This is a genomic window from Ensifer sp. 38_S197 (assembly GCF_056924495.1).
The window spans coordinates 42565-61217 of record NZ_JBXOVZ010000003.1 but is presented as its reverse complement, the minus strand read 5'-3'; the positions used below and the strand labels follow the sequence as shown (position 1 = coordinate 61217).

Annotated in this window: 18 protein-coding genes and 2 pseudogenes; 7 read left to right on the top strand and 13 right to left on the bottom strand. The window is 59.8% G+C overall.

Annotated features, from left to right (window positions below; translation table 11 throughout):
* Positions 1 to 81: 81 nt before the first annotated feature.
* Positions 82 to 2397 (top strand): AAA family ATPase, encoded by a 2316-nt coding sequence (locus AC1Z3V_RS32700; RefSeq protein ID WP_483504243.1) that lies wholly within the window; start codon positions 82 to 84, stop codon positions 2395 to 2397.
* A gap of 396 nt (positions 2398 to 2793) precedes the next feature.
* Here AC1Z3V_RS32700 and AC1Z3V_RS32695 read toward each other — a convergent pair whose 3' ends face one another.
* The 3 genes and pseudogenes from AC1Z3V_RS32695 to AC1Z3V_RS32685 all read right to left on the bottom strand — a co-directional run.
* On the bottom strand, positions 2794 to 3684 hold the full coding sequence (locus tag AC1Z3V_RS32695) for a helix-turn-helix transcriptional regulator (protein WP_483504242.1): 891 nt from the start codon (positions 3682 to 3684) through the stop codon (positions 2794 to 2796).
* Positions 3685 to 4230 carry a YbhB/YbcL family Raf kinase inhibitor-like protein gene (locus AC1Z3V_RS32690; protein ID WP_483504241.1) on the bottom strand — a complete coding sequence of 182 codons (546 nt, stop codon included), beginning with the start codon at positions 4228 to 4230 and terminating at the stop codon, positions 3685 to 3687. It abuts the gene before it with no gap.
* A gap of 300 nt (positions 4231 to 4530) precedes the next feature.
* A pseudogene (locus AC1Z3V_RS32685) lies at positions 4531 to 4861 on the bottom strand (transposase); the annotation flags it as partial.
* 488 nt (positions 4862 to 5349) lie between these two features.
* Here AC1Z3V_RS32685 and AC1Z3V_RS32680 point away from each other — a divergent pair.
* A complete protein-coding gene (locus AC1Z3V_RS32680) occupies positions 5350 to 6444 on the top strand; it encodes a MalY/PatB family protein (protein ID WP_483504240.1) in 1095 nt (364 codons plus the stop codon).
* A 126-nt stretch (positions 6445 to 6570) separates the two neighbouring features.
* On the opposite strand, the gene AC1Z3V_RS32675 is transcribed toward AC1Z3V_RS32680, so the two are convergent.
* The 10 genes and pseudogenes from AC1Z3V_RS32675 to AC1Z3V_RS32630 all read right to left on the bottom strand — a co-directional run bounded on the left by AC1Z3V_RS32675 (position 6571) and on the right by AC1Z3V_RS32630 (position 12917).
* Entirely contained in the window at positions 6571 to 6825 is a 255-nt protein-coding gene (locus AC1Z3V_RS32675; RefSeq protein ID WP_483504239.1) for a hypothetical protein, read from the bottom strand.
* Positions 6826 to 7026: 201 nt separating this feature from the next.
* Positions 7027 to 7358 (bottom strand): annotated as a pseudogene (locus AC1Z3V_RS32670) (IS6 family transposase); the annotation flags it as partial.
* A gap of 288 nt (positions 7359 to 7646) precedes the next feature.
* Complete coding sequence (locus AC1Z3V_RS32665; RefSeq protein WP_483504238.1) at positions 7647 to 8012, bottom strand: thioredoxin family protein; 366 nt, start codon at positions 8010 to 8012, stop codon at positions 7647 to 7649.
* A 55-nt stretch (positions 8013 to 8067) separates the two neighbouring features.
* Positions 8068 to 8397, bottom strand: coding sequence for a thioredoxin (trxA, locus tag AC1Z3V_RS32660; protein ID WP_483504237.1), 330 nt, complete (start codon positions 8395 to 8397; stop codon positions 8068 to 8070).
* A 32-nt stretch (positions 8398 to 8429) separates the two neighbouring features.
* A complete protein-coding gene (locus tag AC1Z3V_RS32655) occupies positions 8430 to 9551 on the bottom strand; it encodes an alkene reductase (RefSeq protein ID WP_483504236.1) in 1122 nt (373 codons plus the stop codon).
* A gap of 75 nt (positions 9552 to 9626) precedes the next feature.
* Positions 9627 to 10187 carry an OsmC family protein gene (locus AC1Z3V_RS32650; RefSeq protein ID WP_086613897.1) on the bottom strand — a complete coding sequence of 187 codons (561 nt, stop codon included), beginning with the start codon at positions 10185 to 10187 and terminating at the stop codon, positions 9627 to 9629.
* Positions 10188 to 10289: 102 nt separating this feature from the next.
* The gene (locus AC1Z3V_RS32645) at positions 10290 to 10964 is read right to left on the bottom strand and encodes a DsbA family oxidoreductase (RefSeq protein ID WP_483504235.1); all 675 of its coding nucleotides are present in this window, start codon (positions 10962 to 10964) and stop codon (positions 10290 to 10292) included.
* A gap of 111 nt (positions 10965 to 11075) precedes the next feature.
* Entirely contained in the window at positions 11076 to 11639 is a 564-nt protein-coding gene (locus AC1Z3V_RS32640) for a TetR/AcrR family transcriptional regulator (RefSeq protein WP_483504234.1), read from the bottom strand.
* Between the two features lie 113 nt (positions 11640 to 11752).
* Positions 11753 to 12094, bottom strand: coding sequence for a carboxymuconolactone decarboxylase family protein (locus tag AC1Z3V_RS32635; protein ID WP_483504233.1), 342 nt, complete (start codon positions 12092 to 12094; stop codon positions 11753 to 11755).
* Between the two features lie 28 nt (positions 12095 to 12122).
* Positions 12123 to 12917 carry an SDR family NAD(P)-dependent oxidoreductase gene (locus tag AC1Z3V_RS32630; RefSeq protein ID WP_483504232.1) on the bottom strand — a complete coding sequence of 265 codons (795 nt, stop codon included), beginning with the start codon at positions 12915 to 12917 and terminating at the stop codon, positions 12123 to 12125.
* A 351-nt stretch (positions 12918 to 13268) separates the two neighbouring features.
* Between AC1Z3V_RS32630 and AC1Z3V_RS32625 the strand changes: the two genes are divergently transcribed.
* From AC1Z3V_RS32625 to AC1Z3V_RS32605, 5 genes are all read left to right on the top strand, one after another.
* Positions 13269 to 14396, top strand: a complete 1128-nt coding sequence (locus AC1Z3V_RS32625; protein ID WP_483504231.1) for a sugar-binding transcriptional regulator — start codon at positions 13269 to 13271, stop codon at positions 14394 to 14396.
* Between the two features lie 94 nt (positions 14397 to 14490).
* Positions 14491 to 15120: an SIS domain-containing protein gene (locus AC1Z3V_RS32620; protein WP_483504230.1), complete on the top strand. Its 630-nt coding sequence runs from the start codon at positions 14491 to 14493 to the stop codon at positions 15118 to 15120.
* Positions 15121 to 15124: 4 nt separating this feature from the next.
* Positions 15125 to 16588: a xylulokinase gene (xylB, locus tag AC1Z3V_RS32615; RefSeq protein WP_483504229.1), complete on the top strand. Its 1464-nt coding sequence runs from the start codon at positions 15125 to 15127 to the stop codon at positions 16586 to 16588.
* On the top strand, positions 16585 to 17604 hold the full coding sequence (locus tag AC1Z3V_RS32610; protein ID WP_483504228.1) for an ABC transporter permease: 1020 nt from the start codon (positions 16585 to 16587) through the stop codon (positions 17602 to 17604). The genes xylB and AC1Z3V_RS32610 overlap by 4 nt, the downstream gene beginning before the upstream one ends.
* A gap of 68 nt (positions 17605 to 17672) precedes the next feature.
* Positions 17673 to 18629 carry a substrate-binding domain-containing protein gene (locus AC1Z3V_RS32605; protein ID WP_483504227.1) on the top strand — a complete coding sequence of 319 codons (957 nt, stop codon included), beginning with the start codon at positions 17673 to 17675 and terminating at the stop codon, positions 18627 to 18629.
* Positions 18630 to 18653: the final 24 nt, after the last annotated feature.

Sequence of the window (18653 nt, the reverse complement as noted above, 5' to 3'; positions counted from 1 at the left end):
CCGCGCCGTCGTGGCCCCGAGAGGCCGTGGAGACCGGATCGAAGTGAACGAGGCACAGGGACCCGCGACGGCACGTCGTGGGTGGCCGCAGTGAACGGAGAGCCGGACGCCATGGCAGGGGCCGCGGAACGACGGGGTGGCGCAGAGGGGCAGACGGCCCTGGTCCTTGGTGAGCGTTCTGAGCAGTCCTCCTGGGAGTTGTCCATCACCTCCGTTCATGCCAGCCGGTTCGGCGACCATGTGATCATCGGTCGAGACGAAACCGAGCAGCTCCGTCGTGCCCTCGTTCCTTCCAGGAGGTCGCCGCGCGACCCAGCAGTTGGCGAGACCTGGCGCGTCACTGGCCCCATCAAGACCCATCCGGAATACGGCCCCCAGCTCCATGCCGAAGTGTCGCTCCCGCTGGTGACGAAAGGCAGGGCGATCATCCGGCATCTGGCCACCGACAAGCGCTTTCCCGGTATCGGTTGGGCGACGGCGGAGAAGCTGTGGGGGCAGTTCGGCGAGACTATCTATGACTACATCCGGAATAGGGACTTGAAGGCACTTGCGGAGGTCGTCGGCGCTGATCGAGCCATCGCCATCGTCGACGGATTCGGAATGCTCGCCGAGGAGGTCGAAATCTTCCGCTGGCTGGATCGGTACGGCGTCTCGCCCCGCGTGGCGGGCGCAGCGGCTCGTATCTGGGGTGCCAGGGCACTCGAGCGGATCAAGGCCGATCCCTACACCATGACGCTTCTAGAAGCATGGCAGGATGTCGATGGGCGCGCACTCCGTCTTGGCGTCGCTCTCGACGACGAGAAGCGGCTTGCCGCGGCGGTCGAGGAGGCGTTGGCCATTCGGTTCCGATCGGGGCACATGGCCTCCCCTGCTCCCGTCGTCAAGCAACTGGTTCGCCGACTGCTGGCGCCTTGGAACGGCGATCCGGCGCGGGCCGTCAACGTCGCGCTGGAGAGCGGCCGTGTGGTGTCTCCGACCCCTGAGATGCTGCAGTCGCGGGCATGCCGGTTCATGGAGGACGAGCTCGCGCAACTGATCGCGGAGCGGGTTCGTCGGCAGCTTCCGGACTGCGACGGAAACCTCATCGTCGATGCCATCGCCAAGGTCGAGCGGGAGATCGGCTACCCCCTTACCGATGCCCAGCGCGAGGCGGTGTTCATGGCAACCTCCTGCGGCATCTGCGTCATCAGCGGGGGCGCGGGAACGGGCAAGACGACGGTCGTCCGGGCGATCCTCGCTGCGCTGGAAACATTGCGGAACGATCTCCCGGCTACCCGGCGCGACGGGATCGAGCACTTGCAGGTGGCGCTTGCAGGACGCGCGGTCAGAAGGATTACCGAGGCTACCGGTCGTCCGGGAAGCACACTCTCCCGGTTGGTCCACGACATCGAGGACGCAGGCCGCCGGGTTCGGGCCGGGACGATCATCTTCGACGAGTCCTCGATGCTCGACACGCCCTCGATCTACCGGGTGCTCACGCAGTTGCCGACCGAGGTCAATCTGATCTTCATCGGCGATCCAGGGCAGCTTCCGCCAATCGGACCGGGCCTGCCGTTCCATACGATGGTCAAGACGACCGGCATTCCTTCGGTCACCCTCGATGTTGTCCACCGTCAGGATGACGCCACCGGCATTCCTGTCGTCGCGGCTGCGGTCCGGTCGGGCAAGGCCGTCGATTTGCGCCGGTTCGATCCAAACTTGGCTCTGTCGCCTGGCGTGTACCTGTTTCCCGCGCAGAAGGAGGAAGTGGCGGCACGAACCTTGGCCGCGTTCCGTGCCATGTGCGGTCAGCCTCCAGCCTATGGCCGAATCGCCGCCCTGCACGACAAAGTTCAGATTCTAACCCAGGCGAAGAACGGTCCGGCCGGGTCGAAGGAGCTAAACCGCGCCATAGAGGCGGAATACATGGCCCGCCAGCCTGATATCGACGATTGGGGCCTGAGCGTCGGTTCCAAGATTATGTGGCTCAAGAACGATTACTCGAAGTCGCCGCGGTTCGATGCAGTGGGCAATCCGGTGCTCGACAAGGCCACGGGCGAACCCATCTGCTCAGGCTTCATGAATGGGTCCCTCGGCGTTGTGACGAAGGCCGATCCCAAGGGCGCTTGGGTCGTCTTCGACGACGGCGCCGAGGACGCTATCACGGCGACCGACCTCGAAAAGCTGACCCACGGTTGGGCGATCAGCGTTCATAAGGCGCAAGGCTCCGCCTTCAGCCGGGTAATCATTCCTCTGGTCCGATCCAGGCTCTTGGACAGGACCATGCTTTACACCGCCATCACTCGGGCCGTCGAAACCGTGGTTTTGGTCGGGGATCCAGTCCTCCTCAACGAGGTCATCTCCATGGCTCCGAGGAACCTGCAACGGAACAGTGCCCTGAACTTCGAAACGCAATAAAAAGCAACAACGGCCTCAGCAGGCCGCGCTACAGTGCCGTTCGTTGTTGCGAATGGTCTCCGAAATAAGAGCAACAAACGTCCCAAAATCGGTACCGCAACACCGAGACAGAGGGCGTGACGCCTTCAGCCCCTGCCCTGGCGAGCATTCAGCCACTCACTCACTCAGCTACAGCGGCCGAAATTGCACTCTTTGGAACTTTAGATCGGGAAGCCGAAATATCCCTGAGGCCCGAAGGTCAGAGGTTCCGTGCTTTAAGTGAGGAACCGATAACGTTTCCAGTTCCTTCCCGCGCTGCAAAAATGGCAAAGCTTATGTCATCACGAAATAGAAGGCGCTCCAACTTCACACATCGATGAGCACGCGTCTCGGTGACCGCCCTCTGCCTGCTCAAAATTATCGGCGGCGTGCCTTTGGGTGAGCGACCTCCTCCCTCCACGAGGCGTGCGTTGGGGCTGAGAGAGAATTGTGGCGTCGATGACCTCGAACAGCGGTGGGCGTGAATCCAAAGCGCTTGCGAAACCGGGTCGCAAATCGGGAAGCCGATTCGTAGCCGACATCGCGAGCGATGTTGCCCACAGGCAGATCCGTCGACTGCAGGAGCGAAAGTGCATGCGACATCCGCACGTCAGCAAGAAGGGAGCTGAGGCTCGAGCCTTCCGCGGCGAGATGCCGCCGCAGGGTCGCCTCGCTCATATGAAGTTGACGCGAGACAATTGCCGCCGTCCAGGTTCCATCTAGCGTCGCCATCAGTATTTCGCGCACGCGTTGCGAGAACGTATTGGGGAGTGTGTCTGCCAGACTCACACCCCGCTGGTTAAGCCACAGAAGAATTTCCGTCATCCTGTGCCGCGCAATCTCATGCGGGACAACCGCCGGGTTCTGGATTGCATCCCGCGCGCGCGCGAAAGCCTCCATAAAGTCGATCTCTAAGCGGCCGAGCGAATGGAGAGGTTGAGACATCGGGGGCGCAACCGATGCGCAAGATTGAAGGACTTCCGGTTCAAACACGAGCCAATTCGCTTGATAGCTGCCATTGGCATCCGGGCGGTTGGTTATGTCGAAGCGATGTCCCTTGGCGATAACGACCGCCTCGCCTGACTTTACCAGCCATTCTTCCTTGGCGGCTGTGAAGATCTTTTCTCCACGCCGCACCACGATTAGGGTCGGCTGATCAAACGTCAGTCGACTGAAGCGGAGCGCCTCGCGTTGAATTATGCCGGCTGTCGCGCCGACGCCAGCGCGAGTATGAATTACCCGCTTTACCTCTGCGTCGGCGCGGTTCATTCAGCGTCCTGCCTTGAATGTAATTGTCGCCTCGGCCAACTTGTTGGCGTTGGTCATGAAACCGACCAGGGCGCCCGAAGTGTTGGGTGAGAGGTCGAGCTTTTCAACGCCTAAGGCTTTGACCGTGATGACATAACGATGCGTTTCACCTTTGGGGGGGCAAGCGCCGAAATAGGCGGACTGACCCACATCTGTGCCGGTCATCATCGATCCGGCCGGCATCTTGTCCATAGTCGACCCGGCACCTTCAGGCAATTCGGATACGGAGGCCGGGATATTGATGGCAACCCAATGCCACCAGCCAGAGCCGGTCGGGGCATCCGGATCATACATCGAGACTGCAAAGCTCTTTGTGCCTTTGGGAGCGTTTTTCCAGGAGATCTGGGGGGAGAGGTTTCCACCGGTGCATCCGAAGCCATTGGCAAATTGTGCTTCGGAAAGAGGTTTACCGGACCTGGGACTGGAAACGATGAAATCAGATGCAAATGCGCTTCCCATCGCAAGGAATGCTCCGCTGAAGGTGATGGCGCGAAGTATGTGATTCATGAGTGGGTCTGCCTTTCTGAAGTTGACACAATCAAGCTAGCGCGAAATTTGCCATCGAACTGTCCCGCAACGCTCAACTTTTGTGCCGAACCGATCGTCCTGCAGAAAAGCTCGAAGAGCAGCCGTTGCGCCAGCACTGCGGAACTCCGGAACTCTGGGGTCTTATCCCGCGCCTGCGGCAAAGTCCGTGGTTCCCGACAAGTTGTCCTGTTTGCACGACATGATGCCCTGAGGGCGCCATGCGAAACCGACGAGGAATACCGGATGGCCGACAAGAATGCCCTAGTAGTGACGAATTAATCATTTGATCCAAAACATGATGCTTGCCAACTTGTGAAGCCAAGGAAGTTTTGGGCGAGTTTGTCGTATCCGACGCCATTGTTTGAGCTTGGCGAAGAAGCTCTCGATACCCCATCGCTGTTTGTAAGCGATGCGATCATAGCCATGCTGATATTTGCGATGGCGACGCGGCGGAATGACCGGTTCGCCGCCTTGGTCGAGGATGATGTCGGCTGTCGGCATCGCAGGCGCGGTCGGCAAGCACTTGCTTGGCCGGCAATCCTCGCACGAGGTCACAAGCGGGAGCCATGTCGTTCTGTTGTCCGGAGCGAACCGGCAGCCCGAGGGCATTCTCCGGAACCTTGGACTTCGGCTCGACGCATCCAACCGCAGTACTTACGGATGGTATCCGGGATAGGCCGATCCTGCGACATATCTCCCGGATCGATAAATGCTCTCTAAAATGCCAGCGTCGGATCACGCGCAATAACCCTATGTCGATCACTCCATAGCTCCCGCTGAAAACACGCGGAGCAAGGTTCAAAACATGGGTCAATTCTGGATGAACATATCCGGCAATGCCGGGTCACTTCTCAGTGCAAATCAACACCGTGGCAGGTCAGCGCAGCGAGAGCATATTGACGTGAGTTATACCTACTAGTAGGTATAGTGTGTGCAAAGAGGCGGGACTGGAAATGACGCTCATAGTGAATCGCGAGAGTGGAACCGAAAAGACGAAATTCGATTTCGATACAGTCATCGACAGGCGCTCCTCCAATTCAATGAAGTGGGCGGGGGCAGCCAAGTTCTTGACTGGCCCAGAGCCCGATCCAGAGTTGCTTGCGATGTGGGTCGCGGATATGGATTTTCGCGCGCCGCCCGCCGTTCTTCGAGGCGCTGCATGAAGCGGTCGATCATGGGGTGTTTGGATACCCGAACGGCGCAACAACCTCGTACCTGAATGCTGTCGTAAGCTGGCAGGGGAAGCGCTTTGATTGGGATATTTCTTCGGACTGGATTGTTCAAACAGCTGGCATCATTCAGGCAGTGAAAACTGCGGTCCAAGCCTTTTCGCATCCCGGTGACAGTGTGCTTATTCAGCCTCCCGTTTACGCTCACTTTCGGGATGACGTCCTCGCTAACGGACGACGGATCACGAACGCACCGCTAGCTCTCGAAAACGGCCGTTATAGTTTTGACCCAGTCGCCTTCGAGCGCGCCATTTTGCCAAACACCAAACTGTTCATCCTGTGCAATCCGCATAATCCCACAGGCAACGTCTGGTCAGCTGACGAACTGCAGGTGATGGGTGAAATCTGCATGCGGCGCGGTGTGCTGGTAATTGCCGACGAGATCCATGAAGATCTTGTTCTAAACGCTGCAAAACGTCACATCCCGTTTGCCTCCTTGAGCGAGGAGTTCCGGCAGAACAGCGTAACCTGCACGTCGCCGAGCAAGACCTTCAATCTGGCCGGACTGCAGAGCGCAAACGTCCTGATCCCGAACAGGCGATTGCGGGAGGAGTTCAGCCGTCAACTCGACCGCAATGCATTCGAGCTGGTCAACATCCTCGGTATGGTGGCTGCGGAAGCCGCGTATTTGCATGGAGAACCATGGCTCGAAGAGATGCTCGCCTATCTGCGCGCAAACCAGCGGTACTTCGCCGACGAACTTCGCAAGGCAGCCGTCGGCATAGACGTGTTGCATGCGGATGCGCTCTATCTTGCCTGGATGGATTGCCGGCGTTTTATCTCCGATGCAGATGAACTGAATCGCTTTTTCCTCACGAAGGCGAAGGTCTGGCTCGACAACGGCCCGAAATTTGGCGTGGAAGGGGAAGGATTTATGCGGATCAATCTCGCCTGCCCGCGCTCAACCGTCGATGATGCTCTCGAACGAATAACCCGTGCGATTTCGGCCCGCGGGGCGCTTTAAGGGATTTTCCAAACAGTCTCTCTATCTCGGATGCTGTCCGATTTATTGCGCAGACGCTCGTTGCTTTCCTGCTGGTCCCGCGCTGCGGCCTCCCTATGCAGACAGCAGGGCGGGTGCACAGTTGCCTCAAGCTCCCGAAGAATCCAGATAGCGTTCGGCATCGAGCTCAGCCATGGAGCCGAAGCCAGCCGAGGTGATTGGCTGGCGGTAGTGCTGGTCGGCGACGTCACTGGCGGCGAACACGCCTTTCACCGATGTCTGGGTAGCGTTTCCGCCCAGACCCGAACGGATTTCCAGGTAGCCGTTGTTCATCGACAGCTGGCCCTCGAACAGGCTGGTGATCGGGCTGCCCGGAAGAACATTATTTCGGCGGAGATTCACTGATCTTTGCTTCTCGTGCAATGCGATTCAGAGTTTGGTTCAACGCAGCGATTGATGGGCGACTGTCGCCACTCCTCCAGACGAACGCGGAGTGGATAGGCGGCAAACTCACTTCCACAAAAGTTAGGCGTGGGGTGGCGTAGTAATGTGCCGCCCTCTTTGTCAGAAAGAAAACGCCATGTCCTGCTACCACCGCGGCAAGAAGCGTTTGGCGGCAGAAAGGTCACGATGCTCGCTGAGCCAGAACTCGACTGTGTCACCGCTGCTGTCGACGGCGCGATAGAGATACATCCATTGAGAACCTTAATATAGGTCTCGTCGGCGTGCTATTTCGCGGTGACGGCACGCTTGTGCCGATGGTAGCGCCCCAACAGCAAGGGCGAGAAATGCACGAAGCGGTGGATCGTCGAATGGTCGATATGCCTCGTTCAGCCCTCATTTCCTTCAGGTCGCGCAGGCTCAGGCCGTAGGCCAGATACCAACGGACACAACAATAGGATGACGGACTGATCGAAATTGCGGCCCTTGAACATTCGAAATCCCCGGAACACATCGGAGAACAATGCCACGGACTTTTACTGAAGAGTTTGCTACGGAACCCAGTGTCGTGCATCGAAGGGACTCGACGAGCACACGTGTGATCAGCGGTGATCGTCACGCTCGGGCATCATCGACCGACCCCAATCTCCGGCACCACTTCTCGCCGTCTTGCCATTTATTGCTTAGATATAAAGGACTTAGGGAACTCGCTGGCGTAGTGCACAACCAGCCTCCCTAAGGAGACGGCTCGGTTCGAACCTGCCGAGATCTGCGCTTGACGCCTATTGGCTTGATTCAACGAATTTTGTTTGAACCCAGCGCTCAATTTGAGAGGTAGACAAGTTGCCCAAGAAGCGGCCCAGTTCCTTGCCATGTTCGTCATACAGCAGCAGCATCGGCACAGCTGCGACCTTCAGTGAATTCAACAACTGAGGGTCAATGGCAGCATTCACTTTAAGAAATCGAACCTGTTCACCCATGGCTGCGGCTGCGGCCTCAAAGGCGGGCTCCATGGTTTTGCATGGAGGGCACCAGGGAGCACCGATGTAAAGCAGGAGCGGATCGGTGGTGGACCGGGCCAAGCGATTGAATCCTGTGGCGTCGAGCTCTTCCACCTTCCCGACCCATAAAGGCACGGACATGTTCATCGCTTCACCCTTTCCTTGGACAGCCGACCGCAAGAGGCCGGCTGCCTGGTTGTGACTACTCGCCCATTACGAATGGAGCGACGTGCGCCTGCAGCGCCTGCTTGGGCATCGCGCCAACGATTTCCTTGGCGACTTTGCCGTCCACGAAGACTTTCAACGTCGGAATGGACCGCACCCCAAAGCGCTGAGCCAACTCGGGGTTCTGATCGATATCGACCTTGATAACCTGGAGCTTCCCTTCGAGTTCGTCGGAGATCTCCTCCAGGGAGGGAGCAATAGCCCGGCAGGGCGGGCACCACGGTGCCCAAAAGTCCACCAGAACCGGCGTCTTGCTCTGGATAACGTCGTCCTCGAAATCGAAGGTGGTTGTGCTACGAGTAGCCATTTCAAAACCTCATCTTTGGGGCGCGTGATTGGTCAACCGATTGCCGCGCGACTGCCGTCGGCATCGTAGGTCGGGTAGTCCGTATAGCCCTTGGCGCCAATGACGCCGTAGAACGTCGAGCGGTCCGGCTCGGCCAATTGCCAGCCATTCTTCATCCGCTCCACCAGATCGGGGTTGGAGATGAAGTTGGTGCCGAACGCGATCAGGTCGAGTTCGCCCTTGGCAAGCTCGGTCTCGGCCAGCTCCTGGGTGAAACCGCCCGCGCCGATCAGCGTGCCCTGAAAGGCCTCGCGGAACGCGGCGCCGAAACCAGCTGGCGTACCGGCCGCCGAAATCGTGGTCTGGTAGTTCAGATGCACGAAGGCCAGCTCCCGTTCGTTCAGGGCCGCTGCAACGCTGGCCCAAGTCTCGGCTTCGCCTTCGAAGGCTTCCATGTCGTAGATGCGACCGAACGGCGAAACACGCACGCCCACCTTTTCGCCACCGATTTCCGCAGCCATCGCATCGATGGTCTCCAGCAGCAGGCGCTGGCGGTTCTCGATCGACCCACCGTACTGGTCGGTGCGGGTATTGAGCTTGCTGCTCAGGAACTGGTCGAACAGGAACGCGTTGGCGGCCATCAGTTCGACGCCATCGAAACCTGCGTCCATCGCCCGGCGTGCCGACGAGGCGAAGTCCTGGATGACACGCTTGACCTCATCGGTGGTCAAAGCACGCGGCTTGCTCGGCAGTACCGGGCCTTCCTTGCCGGGCTCGACCCATGCGTAGACCATCGTGGTGGTCGCCGGCACCTCCCCCGACGACACCGGCGCGGCGTTGCCCGGCTGCAGCGAGACGTGGGACAGGCGGCCGACGTGCCAGAGCTGGGCGAAGATCTTGCCGCCCTTGGCGTGGACTGCATCGGTGACCTTGCGCCAGCCTTCGGTCTGCTCATCGGTATAGAGACCGGGCGTATAGAGGTAGCCGCGGCCTTCGTCGGATACCGGCAGGCCCTCGGTGATGATCAGCCCGGCCGACGCACGCTGCGCGTAGTACAACGCAGTCAGATCGCTGGGGATGTTCTCGGGCGTGCGGGTACGGGTCATCGGCGCCATGACGACGCGGTTGGCCAACTGCAGGCCAGACAGATCGTAGGGGGTGAACAGCTTGCTCATGATGGGTCTCTCGATTGGATGCGCAGCCCCGATCGGAGCTGCTGTTGCAAATGCAGTGAAGGGACGATTGGGGGCTCAGCCCTCCAGGACCTCCAGCTTGGGAACCATGCGGATTGCCTTGGAGAAGTTCGCGTAGTTCACCGAGGTCTTGGTCACGTTGCGGTGCAGCTCTTCCACCTGCTCGCGCGATCCATCGGTGTGCAGCCGCACCACGTAGCTCACCTCGTCGTAGCCCGGGTTGACACTCTCATCGAGGCCCAGCACGCCACGCAGATCGAGCTCGCCATCGGTCTCGATTTCCAGGCTGTGAATGGTGATGCCCATTGCGGCAGCGTTGACCGCATAGCCCACCGACAAGCACGCGTTGAGGGCGGCCATCAGCAGTTCCTGGGGGTTGGGCGCGGTGTTCTGGCCAAGGAATTCCAGCGGTTCATCCGCTGCGATTTCAAAGTGGCGCTGGTATTCCTCGCCGCGGATCGCGTAGCGGCTCACGGTCGCCACGGTGCGGGTCTGGTTCTCCCACTTCGTCTTGACGTTGAAACGGGCACTGCGCTTTGCGGGTTCGGTGGTTGCCGCGACTTCCTGTGCAAATGTCTGCAGGGCAGCGACGTCGATACCGTTGAGTTTGTTGGTCATTTGAAAGGTCCTTTCAATATGCGCTTTCGGCGCGTGGAAGACCTGCGGAGGGGCGATGGGGCCGCTGCCTCAGATCCGGATTGGAATTTGATTTGGTTGGGCTCAGTGGCAGCCGTCGATTCCGCAGCTCTCGCCTTCGCTTTCGTCCAGAGCCACCGGAACCTCGATTGCTGCGTCACGAAGCGCCTTTTCGAACACGACGGCCTCACGCGCTCCGGACAGAAAAGTCTTGCCGTTGAGGAGGAACAGCGGCACACCATTGGCGATGCTGTTTGCCTCCGCCTCATCGCGAGCGATTTCGGAACCGGCCCGTACGGGGTCGAATTCGAGCGTGTCGGACACGCCGACTTGCTTGGCCAACGAGGCGAGGAAGTCCTGGTCAAAAATGTCGAGCCCGTCGGTCGTTACGGCCTTGTAAAGCCGCTCGCTCATTAGCTGTGCGACAACCGGCGAGCTGATGCTCTTGACCAGTGCGTGGGCGGCGGTGGTGTCGCCGAAACGCATGGTGTCGAAGTTGTAGACCAGTCCCTCGGCAAGACCTTGCCGACGGACCGCAGCCATCATCCGATCAGCTCCAAGGGCACCGCCCAGCTTCTGGTAGAGCGCGGTCTGGTAGTCCATTGGCGCCGTTCCCTTGGCCAAGCGATAGGCCTTGTTGGTGACGACGACTTCGACCTGACCGGCCAACGACGCCACGGCCTGTTCAAAGCGCCGCTTGGCAATCCAGCACCACGGGCACACGTAGTCAGACCAGATTTCGACATGAACCTTCTTCATCGTCTTCTCCTGCACTACCTTAACTACCGTCTAGTAGGTAGGGTGTTTGCTCAAATATAGGAACGCTGTGCTTGCCCGCAAGGGGTTGGCTAACAGCGTTGACGAAACTGCTTACGATTCCCGGACAATGAGCCGGACGATTCGATCGTCCGTCGGATCACCGGCCTTCGTCGCCCAATTGATGAAACTGGACCCTTCCAGCAGGCTCAACAGGACAAAGGCCTTTTGCCTAGCGCCTAATCCGCGCGGGAATTCCCCACGGTCCATTCCCTGTTCCATGACAGCTTCAAGCCACTTCAACTGCATCTCAAAGAACCGGCGCGTGAGCTGCTGCAGACCCAGCGGAAGGGCTGACATTTCGGCCGCCAGCGCGCCACATAGGGGCAACATCCCTCCGTCCGAACTGGCACGAAACAGTCCGAAGAATGCCTCCAATCGAGCGACGGCACCTTCGTGCTGACGTTCAATCTGGGCAAAATCACCACGCACCCGATCGATGTACTCTTCGACGATCGCAGTCCCCAGGTCTTCCTTGGTGGGAAAGTGATGGTGGATGCTCGCCTTTCGGATGCCCACCGTTTCAGCGAGGTCTGCGTAGCTGAAGGCGGCATAACCCTTCGTGCGCATCAGACTCTCAGCGGTCTGCACTAGTGCATCGCGTGTTCCAAGTGCCATAACGTCTCCTAACTACGCTTATTTCCGATGTAGACTACCTACCACATGGTAGTTTGTCAATCATCACCTCAGGACCGCGCTGGCACCGCTTGCCAGCGCAGTTCCCTGTCGTATCACGCTTCCAGTTCCTCAAACGCCTCGAAGGCGCGGGAGGAGTACACATAGGCGGCGCCAGCATTCAGCGCGATCGCAGTGCCCAGGGCAGCAGCGACCTCTTCCTTGCTGGCCCCGGCACGCTTGGCCGCGCCCGCATGGGCGGCTATGCAGCCGTCACAGCGCGTGGTCACCGCCACCGCCAAGGAGATCAGCTCATGCGTCTTGGCGTCGAGCACGTTGCCATCGCGCGTTGCGGTTTCCAGCTTATGAAACGCGGATGCCACGGGAGCATTCACCTTGTTGAAACGAGTGACGCGCTTGACCACCGCGGTCAATTCTCCGAACCATTTCTTTTCCATTTCAGTTCACCTATCTCGATTGAGGAAGTTATTTGCCGAGCTTGCGAGCAGCCATGACGCCGCCATCGACGTCCCAGACAGCGCCGGTGACCCATGAGGCCTTGTCCGACAGAAGGAAAATGACGGTTTCGGCCACGTCGCGCGGCGTGCCATTGCGACCCAAAGGATGGAAACTGTTGAACCCATCCAGTGCACCGCCCAACTGCTCGCCCGGAATGAAGCGCTCGAAGATCTTGGTTTCCACGATTGCCGGGCTCACCGAGTTCACGCGGATGCCGTGCTCTGCCAGTTCTGCAGCGACGTGCTTCGTCATCGCGTCCAGGCCGATCTTCGCCATCGAGTAGGCAGACGCCGGGACAGTTTCGATCGCCTGGCGGGCCGCGACGGCGGTCACGTTGACGATCGAGCCTGGCTTCTTCCGGGCGACCAACGACGCAGCTATCTGTTGGGTAATGAAGAACAAGGAGCGGTTGAGGTCGAGGAAGTTGTCGTAGTCCTGGGTGGAATGCTCCAGGAACGCCTTCGGGTAGTAGATGCCTGCCGTGTTGACCAGCAGATCCATGTCGCCCTGCTCAGCAGCGAGTTTGGCCAGCAGCGACTTCACGCTCACCGCGTCAGACAGGTCCGACGCGTAGGCGGCCACCTTCTGCTCGCCGGCGATCGCGGCCAGCTCCTGACGAGCCGCCTCGGCCTTCTCGGAACGATTGCCGACTACAACGACGGCACCGCCTTGCTCGGCAACCATCCGGGCGACCTCAAGACCAATTCCGCTCGTGCCGCCGACAACAAGAAGCTTGCGGCCTTCAAATAGCTTGGTTTTCATAAAAGCGTCCTCTCGGGAAATGAACCTACCAACTAGTAGGATTGGAATATGGCCGCGTTCCGTGAAGTTGTCAAGTGAGAGATTGTAAAGCCGTCTCTGCGATCCTCGATGGAAACGTCTACCCGCGAGTTCTTGGGGCAATCGCCTCAGTGAGTCTAGAAGGTGTGCTCCGGAGAGGGTCACTTTAGCTCGTAATTCGACGCCCGATGCTAACCCAAACGCGCGCGGCCTGAACTAGCGAGCTTTTTATGTGGGGATTGGTGTTCGAACATGAGGCCGATGGGCTAACCTGGTCATTCAGGCCGCTCTCTTACTACTCGGCTCTTAGACTGCGTAGCGGGGGGGAGAGAGGTGGAACGGATACCGCTGGCGATTGTCTACACGGTGATTCTTGCGGGAGCGTTACAGTTCACGCCCCTCGAATCCAGGGACGGTTCGCCGAGAAGCAATAACTTCGATCGTCAATCAGGGCGTCGCGATTGCCGATCGCCAATCTTTCTGCCAAAAGTCGCGAACACTACAACAAATGAGCAGAGGTTGTCACAGATGCCGCGCCGTCCACTTCAAAAGTTGCAAGCGTCTTTGGTGGCGCGACGCTTCTATCTCGAGCAGCATACCAAATCCCAGATCGCGGACGACATGGGCATCTCGCGATTCAAGGTGGCGCGGCTGCTCGAGACGGCGGTGGCTGATGGGATCGTCCGGATCGAGATCAATGATCAGGGCGACATCAACACCGCATTGGCCGAAAAGCTTAGCAAGGCCTACGGCTTGAGAACGGCGCTCGTGTTGGATGGACCCGACCTGCCAGCCAGTTCGCTATTCGAACCCCTTGGGCTTCTCGCCGCGGACTACCTCGATGAGTCCTTGGACGATGGACAACTGCTCGGCATATCCTGGGGTCGAACGCTTGCGGCCACCGCGAAGGCACTCACGCACCTGCCCAAGGTGGACGTGGTCCAGGCTGCCGGCAGCCCCGCAGGTCTAGATCTTTCACAGAATCCCACGGAACTCGTGCACCGCTTTGCCAGGGCAAGCGGGGGAGTTGCATATCCGCTGTTTGGACCGATGTGGGTCGATGACGTAGCTTTGATCGATCGGCTTCGCAACGAGACCTCCATCTCCAACGCCATGTCCCGATACGACAAGATCGACGTGCTCGCTGTTGGGATCGGATCATGGCGCCCGCAGGAATCGTGCCTCTGTTCTGGCTTTCCCGAAGATTGGCGACGCGACGCTTTGAAGCGAAACGTGCACGCCGATCTCTGCGCCACATTGATCGATCAGAACGGCGATGTGGTCCACAGTCCGCTCGATGAGACCGGCCTGTGCATCAGCACCGAGCAATTACGAAAAGTTCCCGAGCGGATCGGCATCGGTGGCGGTCTTGAGAAGGTCGAGTCGATCCGTGCTGTTTTGAAAGGACGGTGGATCACCACGCTGATCACCGACGCGGGAGTGGCGAGACGGCTGCTATAGCTCGAGTCTTAATAACGCTCAAATGAGCGCATAGGCACTCACTTGACGAGTTAGCGCGATGGGCGTATCACAGCTCTCGACAAGGGAGGTGCGCATGCAGCTGCAACATGAATGGGTTGACCGAGCCAAACACGTAATCCGGTCGGATGCCGAGGCGATCCTCGCTACGCTGGATGGCGTCGATGACGCCTTCCTAGCCGTGGCGAAGATTTTCATTGAGTGCAAAGGGAAGATCCTTGTCACCGGCAGTGGCACTTCTGGTGCAATCGCCAGTCGTGCTGCCCACCTCCTTTCCGTCGGTGGGACGCCTGCGTTCTATCTGCCGCCGGCCGATGGTCTACATGGCGGCCTGGGCGTGCTTCAGTCGGAGGATTGGGTTCTTGCTCTCTCAAAGGGTGGGAGCTCGGCTGAGCTGAACGATTTCTGCGAGCGAGCTAAGACTCTTTGCGCCGGTCTGATTTCGATCACTGCCGATCCGGCGTCGCCGCTTGCCGCTTTGTCTGACCACGTCATCACGTTGACGTTGCCAGCCGACAGCGATCTTGGGGCCGTTGTCGCCACCGGTAGTTCGCTGGCCGCCGCGGCGGTGACCGATGCTCTCGTTGAGGTATGCCGGGTCGCCCGTGGCTACGGCTGGGACAAGCTGCTTTTCACCCATCCGTCCGGAGCGGTGGGTCGCGACGCCGATGAAAGCCTGAAGCGCTTGAGCAGCGTAGGAGTTTAGGGTCATGTCTCGCGACTTGGTGGCCGGCATCGACTCCTCCACGCAGTCCTGCACCGTCGTGTTGCGGCGCATCGAGGATGGTGCGGTCGTCGCTGAGGCGCGCAAGCCCCATCCGAAGACGACGCCGCCACGAAGCGAGCAGGCGCCAGAGGCCTGGTGGCAAGCGCTACTTGCCACCTTCGGCGATCTTGCCGAGTTTCTGCCGCGCATCGCCGCGGTCTCGGTGGGCGGACAGGGGCATGGTCTCGTGATGCTTGATGCAGACGGCGTGGCCCTGCGGGATGCCAAGCTGTGGAACGATACGGAATCGGCCGTCGATTCCGCGGGTCTCCGTCAACGGCTCCCGCTGGGTGAATGGGCCGCCAGAACGGGGTCGGTTCCGGCTTCCGCACTTACCGTGAGCAAGCTCGCCTGGACGGAGAGGGTTCTCCCCGGTCTGGTCGCCAAGGCGCGGCACATCTTGCTGCCGTCCGACTATCTGCTCTTCCGCTTGACCGGACGGGCCGCGACTGAGCGGGGGGTCTCATCGGGGACGGGCTATTTTAACCCGTTCGACAATGCCTGGGATTTCGAGCTGGCGGACCTTGCGGTAACCGGTGTTGACTGGGAGCGGGTGCTTCCGGAGATCATCGGATCGAGCGAGGTCTCGGCTCCGGTCCAACGGATCGATGGCCTCGAAACGCTTCACGGCGCACTCGCTGCTGCCGGTTCGGGCGACAACATGACTGCTGCGCTCGGAATGGGTATCCGCCAAGGTGACGTCATCATTTCCTTCGGCACCAGCGGAACGATCTATGGCCGCACGCCGATCGGAGTTCGGGACGAAACTGGCGCGATCAATGGTTATGCCGACGCGGCGGACGCCTTCCTTCCAATGGTGACCACGCTCAACTCCGCCAAAGTCACCGATGCGTTTCGACGCATTCTGCGCGCCTCGACCGAAGAGTTCGATGCGATGGCGCTTGAGACCGAACCTGGCGCCAGAGGCCTCGTATTGGTTCCATACCTGGACGGCGAGCGCACGCCGGACCTGCCGTCCGCGACAGGCTTTCTGACTGGCATCCGCAGCGATGTCGAACCGGGTCAGATTGCTCGTGCGGCGGTGGAAGGCGTCATCTGCGGGCTGCTGGAAGGCGGGGATCTGCTCGCCGCTCGGGGTCTCGAGACAGACGGACGATTGATCGTCACGGGCGGTGCGTCGCGCTCCAAGGCGTACCGCCAGACCTTGGCCGACCTCACTGGAAAGCCGGTTTGGACCTGCGATGTGGCCGAGGCGGCTGCGGCGGGTGCCGCGGTGCAGGCGGCCGCTGCGTTGACTGGGCGCTCCACTGAGGCCGTCGCGGAAGAGTGGAGACCGAAATACGAAATCGTCGCTGAGCCCGACAGTCGGGCGTCACTACGAGCTGAGGAGGTCAGGCGGGCCTATCGCGCCGCCCAGAGCCTCGCTCAGGGGAGAGAGGAACAATGACAGAGATGACACAACTTCAACTCAAGGAAGGGCGGGGCATTCGCATCCCTGCGGAAGCCGGCATCGCGTTCGTTCTCCTGGTCGTCATGGTCGCAGGATCGCTGGCGTCGCCCAACTTCCTGACCTTGTCGAACATGTTCGTTCTCCTTCTGAACGGCGCCGTCATCGGCTTCCTTTGCCTTGGGCAATCGTTCGTCCTATTCACAGGCGGAATTGATCTTTCGTGTGGCTCTCTCGTGGCGATGACCTGCGTTCTCGCGGCAGTCTTTATGGAAACGGTCGGCCTTCCGTGGCCAGTGGCGGCACTTCTCGTGCTTTTCGTCGGCGCTCTTGCGGGCGCGCTCAACGGTCTGATCATTGATAAGACCGGCGTCCCGCCATTTATCGTCACCTTTGCTATGATGGGGGTTGCGGCTTCAATTCCCCAGATCATTACCGGCGCGGAGTCCATACGCGTCATGGATTTCGGATATCGCTTCATCGGTCAGGCGAAGATTTTTGGCATTCCGTTCCCGGTCATCGCCCTGGGAGTCGCAATTGCAGCCGCCGCCGTCTTCATCAAGCGTACGGTGACCGGAACTCATATTTTTGCCGTTGGCGGAAATGCGGAGGCTGCGCGCCTTGCGGGTGTCAACACGTCGCGCATCACTATCCTCGTCTACGCGATCTCGGGTTTCTGCGGCGCATGTGGCGGCCTGATCTACGGTTCGCGTCTCATGACCGGCTACCCGACCGCAGGTCGCGGCGACGAACTTTTCTTCTCGATCGCGGGTGCCGTGGTCGGCGGCGTAAGTCTCTTCGGCGGCATCGGGTCCATTTACGGCGCGATGATCGGTGCGACGCTGATTGCCACGATCTCCAACCTCATGAACGTGCTGAACGTCAGCGCTTACTGGCAGCCGCTCGTGATAGGCGTAATCATTTTGGTCGGTGTCACCTTCGATACGCTGCGCTCTTCGAACCGCCTGTCGATGCCCTGGGTGGCGCTGCTCAGGAAGAAATTCTCGGGCGCCTGACGCTCGCGAAACGGAGCCGGCCGCTCCGGCAAAGCTTGAAAATTCATCATCCAAAGAAGGAGGAGAAGATGAAGACTCTCTGGAGGAATTCCGCATGGGCTGCCTTTGGCCTGTCGCTGGCGCTTACAGCCTCGGCCGCCGACGCCCAGGAACAGAAGGTTCTTGGTGTGGCGCTGCCCAACCTTACCAATCCATACTACGTCGCGATGAAGAGGAGCTTCGAGGAAAATGGCGCCGCCCAGGGCTTCGAGGTCCGCGTGCTGATTGCCGACAATGACGACGCCAAGCAGTTGTCGCAGGTCCAGACCCTCATTCAGCAGGGCGTGTCCGCCGTGGCACTCAACTGCGTCTCGTCCGGCCCCTGCGTCGCGTCGGTTTCGGAGCTCAACCAGGCGAAAATCCCGGTCTTCACCATCAATCTTCTTCCGGATCCGGAAGGCCTGAAGGCGGAAGGCCTCAAGGTCGAGCAGGCGGTTCAGACCGATCAGAAGGCAGGCGGCGTCTACATCGGCCAGCAACTTCTTAAGGATATCGGTGCGCACGGTAAGGCCGTGATCGGCATCGTCGGCGAACCCACTTCGGTCGCGGCAAACGCGCGCGACGAAGGTTTCAAGGAGGCGTTGGCTTCAAACCCGAACGTTAAGTTCGTGGCGCTCGTCAACGGCAAGGTCGAGGAAACAACCTCGCTCAAGGTCACCACGGAAATGCTCCAGGGCAATCCGGAAATCACGGTCGTCTATTCCGACACGGAGCCGTCAGCCCTCGGCGCGATCGCTGCGATCCAGCAGCTCGGCCGTGACGACGTCACGCTCTATGCCTTTGTGGACAAGCTGGGCGTGAAGCACATCGAGGACAACACGATCCTTAAGGCTGGCGCCATCCAGGAGCCCGCGAAGCTCGCCCAGATCCAGGTGGAGAACATCAAGAAGTCCCTTGCTGGCGAAAAGCTGGAGCCCGTGATCGACAGCCCGCCGCTGCTGGTCAGCAAGGACAACGCCGCCGAAACGGTCGACAAGGCCTACTAACATCTGCTCCGTCGCGCGGCCCCT